Genomic DNA, 18,032 nt, shown 5'->3' with positions numbered 1-18,032 from the left:
ATTAGGCCGCGTGGCTGGCCGCGCTATCCAGCAGTGCCATCTCTTCGCTGTTAAGCAATTTTTCAATGTTAACCAGAATCAACATGCGATCGCCCAGTGCGCCAAGGCCAGTCAGGTACTCCGTCGACAAGGTCACCGCAAACTCCGGCGCTGGACGAATTTGTTCTGAGGCCAGTGACAGCACGTCTGACACGCCATCAACCACAATGCCGACCACGCGCTGACCGAGGTTAAGCACAATCACCACCGTGTTATCGTTGTATTCGACGTCTTCTTGGCTGAACTTCACCCTGAGATCGACAATCGGAACAATCACGCCGCGCAGGTTTGTCACGCCTTTAATAAAAGCCGGGGTATTGGCAATGCGCGTGACCTGATCGTAGCCACGGATCTCCTGCACTTTCAGGATATCAATGCCGTACTCTTCGTTGCCCAGCGTAAATACCAGAAATTCCTGTCCTGTCGGTTCACCCGCCAGCTTTGTTACATTCGTCATACCGGTCATGTTTTTACCTTTTATCTGCGTTTCAGGCGGCTGTGTTCGCCAGACGTTTTTCACGATTCAAACCCTGCAGGGCGGAGACATCAACAATCAGCGCAACGCTACCGTCGCCAAGGATGGTTGCCGCCGAAATCCCCGGCACCTTGCGATAGTTGCTCTCGAGGTTTTTCACCACCACCTGATGCTGACCAATCAGCTGATCGACCAACAGGGCGTAACGGCGACCGGCGCTTTGCAGGATGACCACAATGCCCTGCGTGGCTTCGGTTTTCGCCCCCTGCACTTCGAACGCTTTCCACAGTTCGACCAACGGCAGGTATTCGCCACGCACTTCCAGTACGCGCTCGCCGCCAGCCAGCGGATGCAGATCTTCTTCACGCGGCTGCAGAGATTCCATCACCGCGTTCAGCGGCAGAATGAACACCTCTTCGCTGACTTTTACCGACATGCCATCAAGAATCGCCAGCGTCAGCGGCAGCAGAATGCGGATGGTGGTACCGGCACCCTGTCTGGATTTGATTTCAACGTGCCCACCCATCTCTTGAATGTTTCGTTTCACGACGTCCATGCCCACGCCGCGCCCGGAAACATCGGTCACCTGTTCAGCCGTGGAGAAACCCGGGGCAAAAATCAGCATCCCGACCTCTTCATCGGTCATACTTTCACTGACCGACATCCCCTGTGATAGCGCCTTCGCCAGAATGCGTTCGCGGTTAAGCCCCGCACCGTCATCGATGACTTCGATACAAATATTGCCGCCCTGATGTTCAGCGGAAAGTGTCAGATTACCGACGGCCGATTTACCCGCAGCTAAACGCGCCTCCGGCAGTTCAATGCCGTGGTCGAGGCTATTACGTACGAGATGGGTTAATGGATCGATAATCCGCTCAATAAGGCTCTTATCGAGTTCTGTTGAGCTACCGATTTGCGTCAGCTCAACTTCTTTCCCCAGCTTGCTGGCAAGGTCGCGCACCAGGCGTGGGAAGCGGCTAAACACATATTCCATCGGCATCATACGGATGGACATCACCGATTCCTGCAGGTCACGGGCGTTGCGTTGAAGCTGCCCCATGCTGGTAATCAGGTCACCGTGAGAGACAGGATCAAGCGCATTGGAGCGCTGGGCCAGCATCGACTGGGTGATCACCAGTTCACCGACGAGGTTAATCAACTGATCGACCTTCTCCACCGCCACGCGAATGCTGGTTGATTCATTGCTGCGCGCCGCCGGCTTTTCACGTTCGGCGCGAACAACAGGCGCGGTTCCATTGACCGCAACCGCCACCGGAACGGCGACCGGCTCTTCCATCACCTCTTCAATAATCGGCTGTGGCTCAACTGCCGCCGCGAGGGTGGCAAACTCAATCTGATCGGCTTCAATGACGAAACACAGCACGGCAATGATGTCGTCCTGGTTCACATCGCCATCGATGATGGCCGTCAGAGAATCAGCGGTTTTGCTGACCTGGCTTAACGTCGCCAGGTTACCCAACTCCTCTTCCAACATCTCCGGTTCGCCCGGCTTCAGACGCGACAGCGTGACCTGCGTTTGGCCGCTCTGTGCCGAAATCTGTGCCTCGTCCGCATCGGCCTGCGGGCTGTTTTCCACCACGCTCAATCGGGCGCTGCTGGCGACGGTCGGCACGCTTTCGCCTTTTGCCTCAAGCGCCAACTGACGCAGGGCATTGCAGATATATTCGAAGCTGGCCGCATCCGGTTCGGTGGAGCTTTTATAGGCGTCGAGCTGTTCCTGCATAATATCTTTGGTTTCCAAAAACAGGTTGATAATATCGGTGTTGAGCTTCATTTCCCCACGCCGTGCTTCATCCAGCAGGTTCTCCATTAGGTGCGTGGTCTCCTGCAAAATGGTGAAGCCAAACGTGCCTGCCCCGCCTTTAATCGAGTGCGCCGCGCGGAAAATCGCGTTCAGTTGTTCAGCGTCAGGGTCATCCACCACCAGGTTCAGCAGATGCTGTTCCATATCGGCCAATAGTTCGTCGGCCTCATCAAAAAAAGTTTGATAAAAATCGCTGATATCCATGCTCACGCTATCACCTCGAGTCGGGTTGTGGCGGCGTAGTCCCCGCCGCAGATGGCGCTGCATCTGGCGACTGTAATACGCTTAAAGGTTCATTCTGGCTGGCGGCATTCTCATGAAGAATGGCCTGTTCAGCCTGATTATTCAGCACCAGCAGGCTGATACGACGGTTGATCGCATCATCGCCACCGCGCGTTGAAAGGCGCATCGAGTTTGACATCCCGATGACGCGTAAAACTTTGCCATCATCCAGACCACCAGCGACCAGCTCACGGCGTGAAGCGTTCGCGCGGTCTGCCGATAGCTCCCAGTTGCTGTAGCCGCGTTCACCCGTCGCATAGGGGTAATCATCAGTATGGCCGGAAAGACTAATTTTGTTCGGGATCTCGTTAAGTACCGGGGCAATGCCGCGCAAAATATCGCGCATATACGGTTCCACTTCGGCGCTGCCGGTTTTAAACATTGGTCGATTCTGGCTATCGATAATCTGAATACGCAGCCCTTCCTGCACCAGGTCTATCTTCAGGTGCGGACGCAGCGCGCGCAGTTTAGGATCGGCCTCAATCAGCTGGTCCAGCTCGCCGCGAATACGCTTCAGGCGGTTCACTTCCATGCGTTTTTTCAGCTCATCAATGTTTGGCTGCTTATGCACTTCGCCCTGCTGCTGAGTAACGTCATCGCCGCCGCCGGGAATTGGGCTATCGCTATTTGCCATCCGCGGCCCGCCGGTGATCGCCGTCGCCAGCGGCGTACGGAAGTACTCCGCAATCTGGATGAGCTCTTTCGGGCTGGAGATGGAGATAAGCCACATCACCAGAAAGAAGGCCATCATCGCGGTCATAAAGTCGGCGTAGGCAATTTTCCACGAGCCGTGGGCGCTGCCGTGTGATTTATGCTTGCGCCGTTTGACGACGACGATGGGATGCGATTGGTTTTTCATGCGTCCTCGGTAGTCGTCTGCTGCTGGCCTGCCGGATTACGTACCGCGCGCACGTGCTCTTCCAATTCGATAAACGATGGGCGTTCGCTGCTGTAGAGCGTTTTACGACCGAACTCAACCGCAATGGGCGGCGCGTAACCGTTAAGATTTGATAACAACGTAATTTTGACGCATTGCATCATCTTGGTCGTTTCCGCACTTTTCTGACGCAGCACGCTTGCCAACGGTGAGACAAAACCATAAGCCAGCAGAATACCGAGGAACGTCCCCACCATTGCGTGAGCAATCAGCGCACCCAGCTCCGCCGCCGGACGATCCGCCGAGCCCAGCGCATGCACAACCCCCATTACTGCCGCGACGATACCGAACGCCGGTAACGAGTCACCAACTAGCGCAATGCTGTTCGCTGGGACTTCGCTTTCGCTTTCATGGGTTTCTATTTCTTCATCCATCAGCGCTTCAATTTCGAAGGTGTTCATGTTGCCGCTAATGATGAGGCGCAGGTAATCGACGATAAATTCGAGCATCACCGAATCAGCCAAGATACGCGGATAGCTGGCAAAAATTTCGCTCTCTTTCGGGTTCTCAATATCGCGCTCCAGCGAAAACATCCCCTGTTGACGTGATTTGGCCATCAGGCGATAAAGCAGCGCCAGTAGATCCATATACATACTTTTGGTGTACTTCGAGCGACGAAACAGCAAAGGCAGCGCCTTCATTGTCCCCTTGATGGCTTTACCGTTGTTACCCACGATAAATGCGCCGACCCCCGCCCCGCCGATAATGATCAGCTCAGCCGGTTGATACAGTGCTCCAAGGTGTCCGCCGGTCATCATGTAACCGCCGAAAACTGTCCCCAAAACAACCAGGTAACCTATTAAGATAAGCACGCTATCATCCTTCCACTGTTGACTAAGACAGGAGACAGAGAGGTGATTTCACCCGCTTAGGGGTAAAAAAAAGCAGCGGCACAATGGCCGCTGCTGGAGTGTTTAATCCACGTTAAGTGGGGTTAAACAGCTTGCCCAATCTGTTCATCCAGCAGTTGTGGATTACTATCGGCAAGATCATTGGAAAGTTTACGTCTTTTTACTGCTCGTGATGGAGGTTGGCACAGGCTGCAGACAAAGCTCCCCGCAGGCTGGTGCGCATGAGTGACAAAATTGCCGCCGCAGGAATGGCAGCTAGAAAGTTCAAGCAGTCCGCTTTCCACGAAGCGGACCAGAGTCCATGCGCGAGTCAGGGCTAATAGCGGCCCATCATCCTGCTGAGGACACTGTTCAAGGTACAGTCGGTAGGCTTTAATCACGGCATCAACGCCAGAGCATTGACCGCTTTTAAGTAAAAACTGCCAAGCATTGCAGAACATGGATGAGTGGATATTTTGTTCCCATGTCATAAACCAGTCCGTGGAAAACGGCAGCATTCCCTTCGGCGGCGGACTGCCTCGTAGCTCTTTGTAGAGTTTGATTAGACGACCACGGCTGAGCTGAGTTTCACTTTCCAGCATCTGCAAACGAGCACCAAGCGTAATCAGCTCCATAGCAAGCTGAATGTCGCGGGCTTCCTGAACAATGCTTTTCTCGGTCATCGTCAAGCCCTTTTCTTACGGCCAGGTTCGCCTGCGTGACTCGCTTCATTCAGCAATCCGGTGGAGAGCAGAATACCGGTGTGAATCTGCTGCAGGTCGTCAACACGTGAATCTTGTGTGAGGCGGGTAATGGTCTGGGCGTTATCAAAGCGGAACTGACAAACCAATTGGTTAGTTTCCGCCAGCTTCACCATCTGTGGGAGCGTCAGTTCCCCGAGAACTTTTGCCATATCCTCGTTGAGACCGAGGCGGAACATAGCAGAAGCCTTATCCTGACCAATCAAACGCTGTGCAAGAAGCAGATAGGACAAATTAATGTCGTAGATATGCTTTAGCAACTCGGATGTATGCATTTTCCCCATCCCGAATAACCAATTAGTACTTTTATGCGGTCAAACCGCATACCCCGTGATGTCGTCGGGCAAGGCCCGATAAAAAAATGAATCGGTCGAAATGCATGGCCAATCAGGCAAATCTTTCTGCGTCATTGTCGGGTAACAATTTCACTTATGGCCCGACAAATCTAAACATTTCTTACAATTTACTAAGATTTTTCCTAATTCGACGCAACTTTACTCGCCAGATGTGACACATACAATGTTACTCCCCTGTTAATTTGAAATTTATGTGATCTCCATCACAAAATCAAACCGTATTTTTAACCCAAATCTATCAGTCACCGTTGTACTTTGGCTAATTAACGAGCAGTTAAAGCGGCATTTTATTCCACTCTAACGGATATTCATTCAGCGAAATTATTTAACGTCGATTCAGAATGTGCGACTTTACGTGAGCTAATTACGAAAAATTTATCACAGATCATGCTTTCATCTAATAATCAAAATTCATCGTAAATTCAACAAATTGCAACGTCAATTCATTTGACATGAATTAATTTGCATGTTATTTACCTTAAATTAACAATAGTTCAGCATAAATTAAATATTAATGAGATATATTTATTACATGATATATCCACTGTGGCTTATGCATTTAGCCTGAGTTTTGCGCAATCATTCGCATAAAGCTTGCTTATGTATTAGGTTAAGTTATAAGCAGCAATATTGCGTCCGGCTCTTGCGGGGATGGCGTAAAAAGAGTAAGAGATTGGAGATAGAGTGCGTATTGTTCCAGCAAGGAGGTCTGATGTCATACTCACATCTTTTAGTGGCAGTGGCTCCTACACCGGAAAGCCATGAGTTATTAAACAAAGCCGTCGCCATTGCCCGCCCGGAAAATGCCCGCATCAGCCTGATTACTCTCGCAACCGACCCAGAAATGTATAACCAGCTGGCCGCGCCAATGATGGAAAGCTTGCGTGAGTTAATGTATGAGGAGACACGGCAGTTTCTGCAAACATTAGCCGACGGCACCGATTACCCTATCTGGAAACGCCAAATCGCCTCCGGCGAACTGTGCGACCACGTGAAAGCATTCTGCCAAAACCATCAGGTCGACTTAGTAATCTGCGGCAACCATAACCAAAGCTTCTTTTCACGCGCGACCTGTTCGGCGAAAAATATCGTCGGTAACAGCGGCGTTGATGTGCTATTAGTGACACTGTAACAAAAATGTAGGCCTGATAAGCAAAGCGCCATCAGGCATTCGATGAGCAACTGCCTGATGGCGCTTTGCTTATCAGGCCTACGCGTTTTACCGTTATACGGTGCGTTTGGCCTGCTGCTTATAACGGTCAAAAATCACCGCCGCCAGCAGAATCAAACCGCGCACCACATACTGGGAAAACGGTGAGATATTGAGTAAGTTCATCGCATTCTCTACGGTACCCAGAATTAAGATCCCTGCGACAACATAAGAGATTTTGCCAATTCCCCCTTTCAGCGACACACCGCCCAATACGCAGGCCGAAATCACAATCAGCTCATAGCCAATCGAGGTCATCGGCTGCCCGCTGGTCATACGCGATGCAAGAATGATCCCGGCTGCTGCCGAAACCAGACCGGAGAGAACGAAGATAATAATCTTAGTCCGCACCACCGGCACCCCGGCTAGGCGCGCCGCTTCTTCATTGCCGCCAATTGCCAACGTATTGCGGCCAAAGGTCGTTTTGTTCAAAAGCAGGCCGAAAATTATCAGACATCCCACCGTCAACCAGATTGGCGCTGGCAGCCCCAGCCAGTTGGCATAGCCGAGTGCAAAGAAGCGTTCATCCTCAATGCCGACCGCTTTCCCGTCCGAAATGATATAGGCAAGGCCACGCACGATCTGCATAGTGGCAAGCGTGGTGATCAGCGCGTTGATTTTGAGGCGGGCAATCACAAAGCCATTGATAAGCCCGCTTGCCGCGCCAAGCAGCAGACCGGCAAACACGCCAATCCACAGGCTTTCAGTGGCATTGATAACCACCGCCGTCGTCACCCCCGCACAGGCAATAACCGACGCGACCGAGAGGTCAAAGTCTCCAGAGGCCAGACAAAACAGCATCCCGCAGGCAACCATCCCTGACATCGAAATCGCCAAGCCTAGCCCTTTCATGTTGATAAAAGAGGCAAAGTTCGGCACAAACAGCGCACAGCAGATGAACAGCACGGCGAAAACCACCAGCATGCCGTACTGGTCCCAAATTCGGCTAAAGCTCAATGACGAGCCGCGAGCGCGAGGTGTTGTAACAGATGACATCATAATCTCCTTGCTCAGGCGACGGCCTGACTCACTTTAGGCATGGCCAGGCTTAACGCCTGTTGTTCATTGGCGCTTTCATGGTGCAACTCGCCGGATATTTCCCCTTCACGCATCACCACGATGCGGTCGGCAACGCCCAGTACTTCCGGCAGGTCGCTTGAAGCAAACAGCACCGCCACGCCGGAGGCTGCAAGCGCGTAGATGACGTTATAGATTTCGTGCTTCGCGCCCACATCGATACCGCGCGTCGGTTCGTCGAGCAGGATGACTTTCATCTCTTCCGACAGCCAGCGCCCCAGAATGGCTTTCTGCTGATTGCCGCCTGAGAGGTTCATGATCAGCTGCTGCGCGCCTGGTGTTTTGATATTTAACGATTGAATATGGTGTTCGGCGTTGGTCGCTTCCCAGTCGTTATTGATAATGCACCCCGCTCGAATATGCTTACGACGGGCGCTGATATTGATATTGTCACGCACCGAATGCACCGGAATGATACCTTCAGCTTTGCGATCTTCTGGGCACAGCATCATGCCCGCGCGGATGGCCTGCGCCGGTTTATCAATGGTGACTCGCTGCCCATCAATGAAGATTTCCCCGGAGGTTATTCGCGTACCGCCAAAAATGCCTTTCATCAACTCGCTTCGCCCCGCTCCCACCAGCCCAAACAGGCCAACGATCTCTCCGCTGCGTACCGATAGAGAAATGGGGGTTCGCACGCCCGGCGCCTTCACATCTGCCAACCGCAGACGTTCTTCGCCGTATTCGCGTGGCTGCCAACCGTAGATATCGCCGATATTGCGTCCCACCATCGCCTGCACCAGCCGGTCATGGTTAACGGCTTTCATATCGTCGAATGTGCAGACGTAGCGACCGTCTTTAAACACGGTAATTGCATCGCTAATGGCGAAGATCTCTTCCATGCGATGGGATACATAAATGATCGTCCGTCCTTCTTCGCGTAGTTCGCGGATCACCCGGAAAAGATTATCGATCTCCCGTGCAGAGAGTGAACTGGTGGGTTCATCAAAGGCGATGACCTTGGCGTTGCGCGCCAATGCTTTGGCAATTTCCACCATTTGCCACTGGCCGATGGAGAGATATTTGAGCGGCGTATCCGGATCGATATCCAGCCCAAGATGCTCAAGCTGTATCCGGGCTTCGTAGTTCAGCAGTGACCGATTGACGATCCCACCGCGGCTCGGTAACTGCCCGAGATATATATTTTCGGCGACGGTCATCTCGGGAATAAGATGCAGTTCCTGGTAAATAATGGCGACACCCGCATTTAACGCAGCGGTAGTGTCAGCAAATGAAACCTCCTCGCCACGCAACGCGAGCGAGCCAGAGGTGGGAGCATAGTTGCCGCTGAGTATTTTTAGCAGCGTCGATTTCCCGGCACCATTTTCCCCCATCAGCGCATGCACCTGACCGCTATAGCAATCAAAGCTAATATCGGACAGCGCTTTTACGCCGGGAAACGTTTTGCAGATACCGTGGAAAGAGAGATAAGGGGCAGACTGTTGCATAGCAACCTCCACAATCAGCTATCCTTCTCCCCCCGGCTAGCGGGAGGAGAACCATCAGGACTCAGAGGCCTTTTTTCGCCAGCTCTTCTTTGAAGTTGTCGCGGGTAATCAGCACGACGTCGGTGACTGCGGTGAACTTCGGCGGTTCAACGCCTTTTTCCACCCAGTTGTACAGCAGCTCACTGGTTTTATAACCGTGGATATCCGGGCTTGGCAGCAGCGAACCGAAGAAGCCAGTGGCCTGCGCTTTTGACAGTTCGTTGACCGCATCAACGCCGTTGATACCAATCCCAATGACGCTGGCTGCCTTAAAACCTTGGCCTTCGGTAGCACGTACGCCGCCCAGAACGGTGTTATCGTTCATGCCGATAATCAGCCACTGTTTCACCTCTGGATGCTGGACCAGCAGAGAGTTACCGGCATCGAATGCGCCAGGGATATCGTTAGATTTGGTTGGGATCTGGTAGATCTGTTTTTCCGGGAAGCCCGCCGCTTTTATCGCATCCATCGAGCCCGTGGTACGACGGCGCGCAGTGTCCAATTCGTTGGCGGTAATCGCCATCACGCCGGTCGTTTTGACGTCCCAGCCGCGTTTTTGCATCTCTTTATACAGCTCTTGCCCCTGACGCGCGCCAATTTCACTGGCCGCCATCATCACCAGCGGCACCGTATCCATCGGTTTACCCTTCGCGTTGACGAACTGATCATCGACGGTGATAACCTTCATGTCGTAGCTGCGCGCTTTCGCCACAATAGCCGGCCCTAATTTCGGGTCAGGCGTACAGATGACAAACCCTTTCGCCCCGCTTGCCGCCAAGCTATCAATGGCGTTCAAGGTTTTTTCACCGTCAGGCACGGCAATTTTGATAACGTCAAAGCCGAGATCTTTCCCGGCTTTATCAGCAAATTTCCACTCGGTCTGGAACCAAGGTTCTTCAGGCTGCTTGACTAAAAAGCCCAGCTTCAGATTCTCAGCCATAGCTGATTGTGACATAACCGCTGCCAGCCCGATGGCCGCCAACGCTTTGGTAAACTTGTGCATGGTAAACTCCCGCCTTAATGTTCTTTTATGTAGGGAAAAATCAGGGAACGATTTAAATTAGACATAAAACAATGTTTTAGCTGTTTCATTTACAGCGTTAACGTTGTTTAAACATTAATAGCCCGGAATTCACTTTTCAGAAGAGAGCGGCATCACACGGCAGGATTACAGTAAAGTGATGCATAAATTCAGCAGATAATTACATATTGATGGGCGCGAATTGTCAGACAATTCGCGCTAGAGAGAGACTACCAGCGGTAATAAATATGATCGGCGTGGTCACGAACCGGCGCTTCGTCGCCAAGCAGACGAGCCGCGACGGTGAATGCAAAATCAAAAACGTGGCCGAAACCTTTGCCGCTTATCAGATTGCCATCTTCCACAACCGGCGCATCAACGTATTCGCCGTTCTTCACATCCTGCCATAAATCACCTGAACAGACGTAACGACGACCTTTAAGCAGATCATTGCCAGCAAGAACCCGCGCCGCGGCTGAACAAATTGGGCAGATAAGCTTGCCGGCTGCATCGTGGGCCGCGACAAACTTAATCACGTCGGGATCCGCCGCCAGATTCACGCTTCCCTGCGGGCCGCCTGGCAATACGACCGCGTCGTACAGGGTGTCTTGGCGTTCAGCCAGCGTCGCATCCGCCACCATCGGAATATCGTGATAGCTCACGACCGCACGCGATTGCGCGCATGAAATCAGCTCGACGCCAATCTGCAGACGACGCAGGATATCGATAGTGACAATCGCTTCCCCTTCTTCAAAGCCAGAGGCCAGCAGCACTGCAACCTGTTTCATTTTAACTCCTGTCAATTCATATCAAAAAATCCGCCAAGACGGTGAAATAGGCGGAATTTGCATAAGATTAAATACCGAGAACAGAATTTTCTTATCTGTTTCTATCAAAAATGATCTAAAACAAGTTTACATCATTGCAATATTCACCAGCATTACAGCAGGCGTAACAGATATCTCACTAATTATTATTAGCGATTTATTATTCATAATAAACAACGCTGAGTATACCGACTAGGCCTTGATATTCGCTAAAAATACTAGACATAGATCACACTTTAAACTGTATCTGATGTAATACCTTATCGCACTTTTATCAAACATGGTCGCAAAAACACACCAAACAAATAACTAATATAAATCATGATGTTAATGACAGTAAATTCCGAGCTTTAAGCTCAATCCAATATCTGTTGTAACGAAACGTAAAAAGCAAAGCTTAGGAGTTTTCTTGTATTCGTTCTAAGAGTATTATTTTTTAAGATCGATGAGTATTCTATATTTTCGATCGTGCGTATGGACTACAGGTAATACGTAGTCGCACTCAAACGCGGAAATAGCGCATGGTTAGCGGCTATTTAGAACTATGCGATATCACGCGTATCGTTCCTACCCAGTAATAAGGATATTTATATGGCAGTTTCGGGAATGGTTCAAAAGCTTAATGCGCAGATGAATCTTGAATTCTCTGCATCTAATCATTATTTGCGTTTGAGCGAGTGGTGTTCAGAGCATCGACTCAACGGAACCGCAACATTTTTGCGGTCGCAGGCGCAGTCCAGCATAACGCAAATGATGCGTGTGTTTGACTACATGAAGAAATCGGGCGCATATCCGGTGGTAAGGGCCTTCGAAGCCGAAGAAGATAAATGCGCAACCCTTGAAGACCTATTTGTGCAAACCATCGAAGGCCATGAACAACGTACGTTCACGCTGTCTGAATTGACGCAGGAAGCAAAAGTGCTTCAAGACGATAACACCTTGAGTTTCCTGAATGCGCTGGAAGAAGAACAGGAACAGGATGGTATCTTGCTGAAGACGATTCTCGATGAAGTGCGTAGCGCACGCAAAGCCGGGCTGTGCATTCAACAAACCGACCAGCATCTGCTCAACATCATGACCCATCAACCGCATTAATTTGCTCAGCAAGGGCGGCTCATGCGCCCTTGCCTTTCCATCTTCGGACTATTGCGCTGACTGACTCATCGATTAGTGCGCGGTATCCTGCGGCGTAAACTTCAGCTCAATGAGTGCAATCGCTTTTTGAATTGCCCGCTGCGTCACCGGATCGGCACCCGCCGGATGGGTACTAAAATCAATAGATTTCAGTTGTGATGCCATCTTATCGCGCACTTCAACCGGAGCGATAACATCGATGACGTCGAGGATTTGCTTGATGACGAGCTGACAGGCGACCACATCGGAAACCAGCTCATCGTCAGGGGTAAGGTTCTGAGACATTTTTTGCTCCTATTTTGCGGAGCGTAATAGTACCCTACTTTTGCAGAAGATAAAAAAACCTGCCGTGGCAGGTTTTTTTACATCAGAACATAGCGCCTGGCGGTACGTCTTTGAAAGTTTTGCAGTAGTTTTCGAACATGCTTTTGAGGATTTTACGCATACGCTGTTTCATGATGAAGCTCCAGTTCTTTTGTTATGCAGGTGTTATCGTCTTTGCGTACATAATATGACCTGCATCACAAAAATCAACCGTTTTGCGATGTGAATCACATCACTTTTGTTAAAATTGTTAGACTGATAAAAAATTTGTTATATAAATCCAACACTTACCAAATCTACAAAATTTGCAAACATTACGTTTTTTTTTGATAGGGTAACAAACGATGAGTGAGCCTCTCCAAGCTCAGGCAACTCGCGGGGTATCCCCTGCGGCGCTGCTTGTGGCCGGTGCATTCTTTATGGAGTTTCTTGATGGGACGGTGATTGCCACCGCCTTGCCAGATATGGCGAAAACCTTCGGTGTTGAAGCCGTCGATTTAAATATCGGCATCAGCGCCTACCTTATTACCCTCGCCGTGCTGATCCCAGCCAGCGGCTGGATAGCGGATCGCTTCGGTGCTCGTACTATTTTCAGCCTAGCGTTGGCTATTTTCACCGTATCTTCGGTGTTCTGCGGTCTCGCCACCAGCGCCCACAGTTTTGTCGCCATGCGTATCCTTCAGGGGGTAGGCGGCGCACTCATGGTACCGGTTGGCCGCCTTGCCGTACTGCGAACGACGCCCAAGCATCTGCTGATCACCGCAATTGCCACCCTGACCTGGCCGGCGCTCATCGCCCCCATTATCGGGCCACCGCTAGGCGGGTTTATTACCAGCGTGGCGGACTGGCGTTGGATCTTCTTTATTAATGTCCCGTTGGGCATTATCGCCATCATTCTGGCGCTGCGGATTATCCCCAATATTCGCGATGACGAACGCCGTCCTTTCGATCTTCCCGGCTTCTTGGCGACGTCGATCTCAATGGTCAGTTTGGTCTATGCCATGGAGCTACTCGGCGCCGAAAACATGCGCATGGGGCTTATTGCTGCGCTGCTGGTCATTGGCGGTGCGACCTTCTACTATGCGCTACGCCATTTCCGCCGCACGCCGTCACCGATGATCCGTATGGATGCGCTGCAGGTTCCCACTTTCCGGGTCACGATGTATGGCGGTTCCCTCTTTCGCGCGTCGATAAGCGCCGTGCCTTTCTTGTTACCGCTGCTTTTCCAAGTCGGTTTTGGCATGGACCCGTTCCACTCCGGGCTGCTGGTGCTGGCGGTTTTCGTGGGAAATCTGACTATCAAACCCGCCACGACACCGCTGATACGCTGGCTTGGCTTTCGTCGTCTGCTGTTGATTAACGGCGCGCTCAATGTGTTAGCGCTAGTTGCTTGCGCTTTCCTGACACCGCAGACGCCGGTATGGGCAATCATGCTGATACTTTATCTGGGCGGCGTGTTCCGCTCCATCCAGTTTACCGGTGTCAGTACGCTAGCCTTTGCCGACGTTCCCTCAATGCAGATGAGCTACGCCAATACATTGTTTAGTACCGCCAGTCAGTTGGCTATTGGGCTGGGCATTACGCTTGGGGCTATTGGAATTCGTATCGGCGAGAAGATAAGTTCCGCTTTTGATTTGTCCGCCTTGCCGGGCATTAGCTTCCGCCTCGCCTTTCTTTTTATTGCGCTGATTTGCCTTGTCGGCATGATTGATACGCTGCACTTGACGCGTGATGCGGGCAGTTCGGTATCGAAAAAAGTGAAACGCTAAGCTTCAATAAACAAAAAACCCACGCAATGCGTGGGTTTTTACAGCGCTGTTGCGGTTTGGCTTATGCCAAAATCTCACGAACGAACGCTTCAATTTCTTTGTTCTGGCAGTTTTCGAAGAAGCACTGCTGGAAACGCTGACCTGAAACGGCGGTTTTAACCAACTCAGGGTCAATCGCGCGCAGGGTATCCAGGTAGTTTTCTTTCACCACCGCCGCTTTAACCTGATTCAGAATGCCCGCGTTACGCACCTGCGGTTCTTTACGCTCTGGTGGATAACCTTCACCATTGCGGCCGGTGAACGCTTTTTCGAACATATAGCGTACGTTCAGCTCTGCGCCCCAGCCAAAGCCTTTAGCGAATGCCAGAGACAGGGCATTACCGTTGTTAATCTGCGCAAACAGGAAAGCATCAGCCGGATCTAAGCAGTAACCGCACACTACGCCCGGGTGGATGTTCAGAGACATCAGTGCGCCCTGACCTGTGCCGCAACCCGTCACAACGAAGTCTACCGCTTTCGAGTTCAGCAGGATGCTCGCCATGATGCCCAGATGGATATAGGTCAGGTGATGATCATTTTCATCAGACATGCCTACGTTATAGACCGGAAAACCTTTTTCATCCGCAACGCTCTTTAACTCATGATGAATCGTCGCGTTTTTGCTAGCCTGGCTATTTTCCATCATCAGTGCAATTTTCATTCTTTCCTCTCCTGAAAGCTACGCGGGCTCACCCGCAATCGGTCGATTACATTACGATAACCTTACTACCAGACAAACGCACTTTCAAATTTTATGAAAAAACGTTTTGATTTTTACCAATGCGGTCACACTTTTGATTCTTTGCCCGATTGATAAAACATTACATAATCCGTTAATTATTTACGGTATCGAGGATCCAGTAGAAAAATTGTCGACTAGAATAGAGAAGGACCAGAATAGTCCCTGATTTTTATACGTGATTACATGGATTGGATCGTCACTGCAAAGGAATTGACTTGTGACACAGGACTGCCGATTTATTCGACACTGGCGGGGGCTGGTTGTTCTACTGACCCTGTTATTCGTTTGCACGCCCTACTCTCACGCCGCCCCACCGCAGAAGGCAAGGTCAGCTACAGCTATTCCCGTTTGGGTGCTTGATGCCGACAGCTTTGAACTGTGGCGCGATAGCCGCGGGCAATATCGCGGCTTTTACCCTGAGCTTCTGCACGCCATTAATTCACGCTACGGCTATAACCTAACGTTACGCCCCATCGATGGCACGACCTTTGCGCAACGCTTTCATCATCACGATTACGGCCTCTATGCCAGCGTGCTGCAAACGCAGGAACATCTGCACAACAACATTTTATCAGCCCGTTTATTTGACAATAGCATTGTCGCCGCCAGCATTACGCGACAGGCAAAAACGATCCGGGATATTGAGAACACACGCGTTATCTTCCGCCGCAACGACCATACTCAGGAACTGGTCAAAAAGGCTTTCCCGGCGCTAAAATTTCAGCAACTTATTGAAGTCGATAGCAGCAAAGAAGCGTTACAGATACTCCGCAGTGGCGGCGCGGATTTTTATATCAATGAAGACCGCGAAATCGGTAATCCGCAGTTCTACTACACCATCTCACGCCCGTTCAACTCGCTGCGCATCACCTCCTCTTTCGGCCTAAGCCCAGAGCTTCTGTATATGCGCAGCAATATCGACCAGTTGATCAACGAGTGGCAGCAAAGCGGCAGGCTGAAGGCGCTAGAAGAGCAGAGCCAAATTGAATTCCTCCGTAGCCATTTAACCATCAGCGACGAGGAGCGCTCTTGGCTGCAGGAAAATCGCCTCACCATAAAATTGCCAAAAAATGAAAGTTTTGCCCCTATCATCTGGAAAGACAATCAGGGCTATCAAGGCAGTGCTATCAGTATGGTGAACGACCTACGCGATCTGCTCAATATCAACGTCGACGTCCAGTTTGTCGGTAACTACATGATACGCATGCAAAATGAAAGCTGGCCGATTCATCTTGCCGATATTATTGATGTGCGCAATGGTGCGCAGATGGAAGGATTGGTCGGGCCGCTGGCAAACTGGTACAACGCTTACTACAACAAAATGGGCCAGCCGTTTATTGTTGATGAAGAACAGGTTCGACATCAGCGCGTTGGCGTGATCCGCGGCTCATTCGCCGCCTATTATCTACGCCAGCGGTTTGGCACTGACGTGACGCTGGTCTCCCGCACATCAATTGATGAACTGCTGGACGCCATCGACAACAACAAAATTGATTTCATCCTTGGGGATTTAGCATCGCTTGAGCAAGCGCTGCGCGGCAGCGATCTGTTCCGCGGCGCGCTGAAGGTCGCCGGGTTGACCCATTCCAGCTATCAGATTGGGACCTGGATTAGTCCCGACCATCCGCTGTACTCTCTGCTGGCGCAGGTGCACCTCATCTCCAGCTACCGCCATCAACTCGCTCCGCCCACCAGCGCCGAGACGCCCTTTTCACTGAGTAAAAATGCATTACAGGTGATCAGCGTCGGGCTTTTGGGGCTGCTTTTATTCATTCTCAGCATGATGCTGATGATGTGGCGGCATATGAATAAAAATCGCGCGATTAATCGAAGTATTGTCGAAGCAATGGAAACAATTAACCATGTGCATGATGATGAAACCGGCTGCCATATTCGCCGGGTTGCGGCCTACTGCACCCTGCTGGCGCGCAGTCTTAAGCTGCCGTCCAAAACGGTTCGCGCCATTGAGACCTATGCATCACTTCACGATATCGGCAAGATTGCCGTACCGGAACATATTCTGCATAAACAGGGCAAACTCACCGATGATGAGTTCAAGCAGATCCAGCAACATACCGTTATCGGCTGGCGTATTGTCCGGGGCCTGGTCCTCGGCTCGGTTGCGGAAAATTTAATCCATTATCATCACGAAAAATGGGATGGTTCAGGTTATCCGGAAGGGCTGAGCGGCGAAAAAATTCCGCTGGAAGCACGAATCATGGCGATTGCCGATGTCTACGATGCGCTGCGCCAAAAGCGCATCTATAAACCCGGCTTCTCACATGAAAAAGCCTGTGAAATCATCATCAGCAGTTCGGGCAGCCATTTTGACCCCACGCTGGTGACGCTGTTCTCTGAGCTGCAGCTACAGTTTAGGGCGATTTATGATTCACAACTGGATTAGCCAGCGGTTATAGCGACTATTCAAGGGATTGCCTACACGGCGGGTGTCTACAATAAGGTAACGATAGATTGCGCAGAGCGAATTGATGAAAAGCCTCATTTTAATCCCCTTCCTGCTGGTACTTTCCGCATGTTCGATTCCCCGTGTGGCAAGCGTCAGTGAAGTGGATGCCAATAGCGGCGTTGTACGCCTGACTTACGGCCAAGCCATTTTACAAAATGCCAAAACCGACGACTATCTTGCTCGCTCGGAAGCCAACAAGGCGTGTCAGCAGATGGGTTACGCCACGGCATTTGCCTACGGACAGCCGATAACCACCTGTACTACCACCAGCGGCGCAATGTGTCTCAACGAGCGGATCACGCTGCAATATCAATGCCGGGGCATCGCCAGCGTTCCACCATCTGCTGTTTATTATTAATAACCCTACGCCGGATGTTTCCGGCGTTATTTATTCCCATCATTTATTTATCGTTATATTTATAACAAATGA

The 18,032-nt window shown here is 51.0% G+C and carries 18 protein-coding genes; 5 read left to right on the top strand and 13 right to left on the bottom strand.

Annotated elements, in window-relative coordinates; all coding sequences use genetic code 11:
* Window position 1: 1 nt before the first annotated feature.
* The 6 genes from cheW to flhD all read right to left on the bottom strand — a co-directional run bounded on the left by cheW (window position 2) and on the right by flhD (window position 5,424).
* The gene (cheW, locus tag AB4K05_RS23600) at window positions 2-505 is read right to left on the bottom strand and encodes a chemotaxis protein CheW (RefSeq protein ID WP_052283483.1); all 504 of its coding nucleotides are present in this window, start codon (window positions 503-505) and stop codon (window positions 2-4) included.
* Window positions 506-527: 22 nt separating this feature from the next.
* A complete protein-coding gene (gene cheA, locus AB4K05_RS23595; RefSeq protein WP_368482123.1) occupies window positions 528-2,549 on the bottom strand; it encodes a chemotaxis protein CheA in 2,022 nt (673 codons plus the stop codon).
* 4 nt (window positions 2,550-2,553) lie between these two features.
* The gene (gene motB / locus AB4K05_RS23590) at window positions 2,554-3,480 is read right to left on the bottom strand and encodes a flagellar motor protein MotB (RefSeq protein WP_368482122.1); all 927 of its coding nucleotides are present in this window, start codon (window positions 3,478-3,480) and stop codon (window positions 2,554-2,556) included.
* On the bottom strand, window positions 3,477-4,370 hold the full coding sequence (motA, locus tag AB4K05_RS23585; protein WP_368482121.1) for a flagellar motor stator protein MotA: 894 nt from the start codon (window positions 4,368-4,370) through the stop codon (window positions 3,477-3,479). Before motA ends, motB begins: the two co-directional genes overlap by 4 nt.
* 122 nt (window positions 4,371-4,492) lie before the next feature.
* Window positions 4,493-5,077 carry a flagellar transcriptional regulator FlhC gene (gene flhC / locus AB4K05_RS23580; RefSeq protein WP_368482120.1) on the bottom strand — a complete coding sequence of 195 codons (585 nt, stop codon included), beginning with the start codon at window positions 5,075-5,077 and terminating at the stop codon, window positions 4,493-4,495.
* The gene (gene flhD / locus AB4K05_RS23575; protein WP_368482119.1) at window positions 5,074-5,424 is read right to left on the bottom strand and encodes a flagellar transcriptional regulator FlhD; all 351 of its coding nucleotides are present in this window, start codon (window positions 5,422-5,424) and stop codon (window positions 5,074-5,076) included. The genes flhC and flhD overlap by 4 nt, the downstream gene beginning before the upstream one ends.
* A gap of 793 nt (window positions 5,425-6,217) precedes the next feature.
* Here flhD and uspC point away from each other — a divergent pair.
* Entirely contained in the window at window positions 6,218-6,637 is a 420-nt protein-coding gene (uspC, locus tag AB4K05_RS23570; protein WP_368482118.1) for a universal stress protein UspC, read from the top strand.
* A 93-nt stretch (window positions 6,638-6,730) separates the two neighbouring features.
* On the opposite strand, the gene araH is transcribed toward uspC, so the two are convergent.
* From araH to AB4K05_RS23550, 4 genes are all read right to left on the bottom strand, one after another.
* The gene (gene araH, locus AB4K05_RS23565) at window positions 6,731-7,711 is read right to left on the bottom strand and encodes an L-arabinose ABC transporter permease AraH (RefSeq protein WP_368482153.1); all 981 of its coding nucleotides are present in this window, start codon (window positions 7,709-7,711) and stop codon (window positions 6,731-6,733) included.
* A gap of 14 nt (window positions 7,712-7,725) precedes the next feature.
* Window positions 7,726-9,240, bottom strand: a complete 1,515-nt coding sequence (gene araG, locus AB4K05_RS23560) for an L-arabinose ABC transporter ATP-binding protein AraG (RefSeq protein ID WP_368482117.1) — start codon at window positions 9,238-9,240, stop codon at window positions 7,726-7,728.
* Window positions 9,241-9,301: 61 nt separating this feature from the next.
* A complete protein-coding gene (locus AB4K05_RS23555) occupies window positions 9,302-10,282 on the bottom strand; it encodes an arabinose ABC transporter substrate-binding protein (protein ID WP_368482116.1) in 981 nt (326 codons plus the stop codon).
* Window positions 10,283-10,530: 248 nt separating this feature from the next.
* Window positions 10,531-11,088 (bottom strand): DJ-1/PfpI family protein, encoded by a 558-nt coding sequence (locus AB4K05_RS23550; protein ID WP_368482115.1) that lies wholly within the window; start codon window positions 11,086-11,088, stop codon window positions 10,531-10,533.
* A 630-nt stretch (window positions 11,089-11,718) separates the two neighbouring features.
* Here AB4K05_RS23550 and AB4K05_RS23545 point away from each other — a divergent pair.
* Entirely contained in the window at window positions 11,719-12,222 is a 504-nt protein-coding gene (locus tag AB4K05_RS23545) for a non-heme ferritin-like protein (protein WP_368482114.1), read from the top strand.
* 72 nt (window positions 12,223-12,294) lie between these two features.
* Here AB4K05_RS23545 and AB4K05_RS23540 read toward each other — a convergent pair whose 3' ends face one another.
* Both AB4K05_RS23540 and azuC read right to left on the bottom strand, forming a co-directional pair.
* Complete coding sequence (locus tag AB4K05_RS23540; RefSeq protein WP_368482113.1) at window positions 12,295-12,546, bottom strand: DUF2766 family protein; 252 nt, start codon at window positions 12,544-12,546, stop codon at window positions 12,295-12,297.
* A gap of 82 nt (window positions 12,547-12,628) precedes the next feature.
* The gene (azuC, locus tag AB4K05_RS23535) at window positions 12,629-12,718 is read right to left on the bottom strand and encodes a stress response protein AzuC (RefSeq protein ID WP_015963980.1); all 90 of its coding nucleotides are present in this window, start codon (window positions 12,716-12,718) and stop codon (window positions 12,629-12,631) included.
* Window positions 12,719-12,929: 211 nt separating this feature from the next.
* On the opposite strand from azuC, the gene AB4K05_RS23530 reads away from it, so the two are divergent.
* Window positions 12,930-14,354, top strand: coding sequence for an MFS transporter (locus AB4K05_RS23530; RefSeq protein WP_368482112.1), 1,425 nt, complete (start codon window positions 12,930-12,932; stop codon window positions 14,352-14,354).
* A 61-nt stretch (window positions 14,355-14,415) separates the two neighbouring features.
* Here the strand turns inward: AB4K05_RS23530 and AB4K05_RS23525 are convergent, their stop codons facing one another.
* Window positions 14,416-15,054, bottom strand: coding sequence for an RpiB/LacA/LacB family sugar-phosphate isomerase (locus AB4K05_RS23525; protein ID WP_368482111.1), 639 nt, complete (start codon window positions 15,052-15,054; stop codon window positions 14,416-14,418).
* A gap of 298 nt (window positions 15,055-15,352) precedes the next feature.
* On the opposite strand from AB4K05_RS23525, the gene AB4K05_RS23520 reads away from it, so the two are divergent.
* A complete protein-coding gene (locus tag AB4K05_RS23520) occupies window positions 15,353-17,539 on the top strand; it encodes an HD domain-containing phosphohydrolase (protein WP_368482110.1) in 2,187 nt (728 codons plus the stop codon).
* A gap of 85 nt (window positions 17,540-17,624) precedes the next feature.
* Complete coding sequence (yecR, locus tag AB4K05_RS23515; RefSeq protein ID WP_368482109.1) at window positions 17,625-17,960, top strand: YecR family lipoprotein; 336 nt, start codon at window positions 17,625-17,627, stop codon at window positions 17,958-17,960.
* Window positions 17,961-18,032: the final 72 nt, after the last annotated feature.

The sequence above is a fragment of the Kluyvera sp. STS39-E genome (assembly GCF_040932435.1).
Classification (GTDB): domain Bacteria; phylum Pseudomonadota; class Gammaproteobacteria; order Enterobacterales; family Enterobacteriaceae; genus Kluyvera.
This window is presented reverse-complemented; position numbering and strand designations above follow the sequence as displayed.